The 2,396-nt window shown below is 25.1% G+C and carries 1 protein-coding gene; it reads right to left on the bottom strand.

Annotated elements, in window-relative coordinates:
• Positions 1-45: 45 nt before the first annotated feature.
• Positions 46-2,396, bottom strand: a 2,351-nt coding sequence (locus tag EHV01_RS04780; protein ID WP_422066453.1) for an ankyrin repeat domain-containing protein, incomplete at its 5' end; no start/stop codon positions are given.

The following is a 2,396-nucleotide window of genomic DNA, read 5'->3' on the forward strand; positions in this document are numbered from 1 at the left end:
AAAACAACTTATTTGACAATGTCAATTTTGTTGTTTTTTTTATTTTTATTCTTCTTCAATTATAAAATAACTACCTATTGTGTTTGTCACAATTTTTCAACCGTGATTAGAATTATTAATAAAGTGATTATTAATTTCTTGAAAATGATTGTAAATAATATTAATTAAAGTATTAGTATCTTCATCAGTGATTGATCAACCCCAACCACTATGATCTTCTTTATGAAAACTAGTGATTGTTACTTTAATTTGTTCTTTAAATCCTTCGTAGTTATCTTTGTTTGCTTGATAAATTTGTTTAATTTTATCTCAAGTATTACTATCAATATCTAATTTTAATTGATCGTGAGTTAAAAATTTGTAGTATTTTTCAACTTCATTATATTGATTATGTGATTCATGTTTAACTGGTTGTACATTACCCTGATTTAATCATCAAATTAGTGCTGTTCCAGCAATTGCTAATCCCCCAATCACTAGTGATAAACCTAAAGTTTCAGGAGCTAAAGCCGCTGCAGCACCAGCTTCAGTACCAATAACTGCTCCTTCTGAAGCAACAACTGCGGTTCCTTCTGCAACTGATAAAGTTTCAGCAGCTGTTAAACCTCCTTCTGATAAAAGTGAGGTCATTTCAATAGCTTCTCCTGTTGTTTCTGCTCCAATAGTAGTGCTTACTGAACCACCAACAGTCATTTTTGTTCCAACACCACTAATTCCAGCACCAATTGCTGATGTACCAATTGCTTTTAATTTATCAATAAAATCTTTTTTATCATTTTCAGATAATGTTTGAAAATGTTGATTTATTTCATTTAATTTTTGTTGTTTTTGTTCTTTTGAAAGAGAATTATATTTATTTATAACCTTATTTTCATTTTTAATTAAATAAATATTTAAATTTTCATCATTTTTTAAACTATTTTGTTCTGTTTTTTGATCAATAAAATGATATTCATCATTTTTTAATTGTGGAAAATTTAAAAATAAACTATTATTTTCAATATCATTATCTTCTTCAGTTAAACAACCACCGCCAGTATTTTTTTTATATTCTGCATCTGTCTGCGGTGTTTGATTTTCTAAACCAAAATTATAATGATTTCCATTAACATGAAATATATTTATAGTATTATTTAAATTTTGATTAATTGGTTGATAAGGGACATCATTATTTACACTAATATTAGCATTTAACATATTAGTCATCGCTAATATCTCTGGTGTACCACCTCATGTTGATGATTCTCTCATTCTCTCTAAATAATTATTTTCTTGAATAACATTTCCAAATGTTAATTCGCTTCCACGATTTGTAATCATGTTTAAGTTTGACTGTATATAATCAACAACACGATTACGAAACACGTTTGTTACTAAATTATTTGCTGTTTGATTTTGATATCACAATTGATTTAAATCTCTATTATTTTCTAAATTAAATTGTTGTAATAAATTTTGAACATATAATAAATTTTGTAATTCTTGTTCACCAAATAATTGAATAAATCTCGCCCTAAATTCTTCATTATTATTTCTTACTGGTAATAAATAAGCTGTTGCTACAGATCAAAATAAACAACTATTATCAGAAGGAACATCATATCTTTGATTTTCGCTATTTAGTATTTCACTTTCAACAGGATTTGTATTATTGCTATTATCATTATTATCACTTGAAATTTCGTTTACTATTAATTTAGAACCTTTAGCAATTAACAATTGAACTAGTTCTTTATTATTTCTAACTATTGCATAATCTAAAGGAGTTAATCTATTTTTATTTTGAAGATTAACATTAGCACCTTTATCAATTAACAACTTAACAATTTCTTGATTATTTTTAATTTCATCCATTTTTTTAATTTCTTGATTATTTTCAATTTTTTGTTGATTTTCATACACTTTATTAATTAAATAAATTGATTTATCTTTATCTTGAAGATTAACATTAGCATCTTTATCAAATAATAATTGAGCACTTTTTTGATTATTTTCTTTTATTGCAGTAATTAAAGGAGTATCACCATCTTTATTTTGAAAATTAACATTAACACCTTTAGCAATTAACAATTGAACTAGTTCTTTATTATTTATAACTATTGCAGTAATTAAAGGAGTATCACCATTTTTATTTTCAAGATTAATATCAACACCTTTAGCAATTAACAATTTAGCCATTATTGAATTACCTTCTTTTATTGTAGTAATTAAAGGAGTATCACCATTTTTATTTTCAAGATTAATATCAACACCTTTAGCAATTAACAATTTAGCCATTATTGAATTACCTTCTTTTATTGTAGTAATTAAAGGAGTATCACCATTTTTATTTTCAAGATTAATATCAACACCTTTAGCAATTAACAATTGAACTAGTTCTTCATTATCTCTAAWTA

It is taken from the genome of Spiroplasma sp. hy2 (genome assembly GCF_044714365.1).
Classification (GTDB): Bacteria; Bacillota_I; Bacilli_A; order Mycoplasmatales; family Mycoplasmataceae; genus Spiroplasma; species Spiroplasma phoeniceum.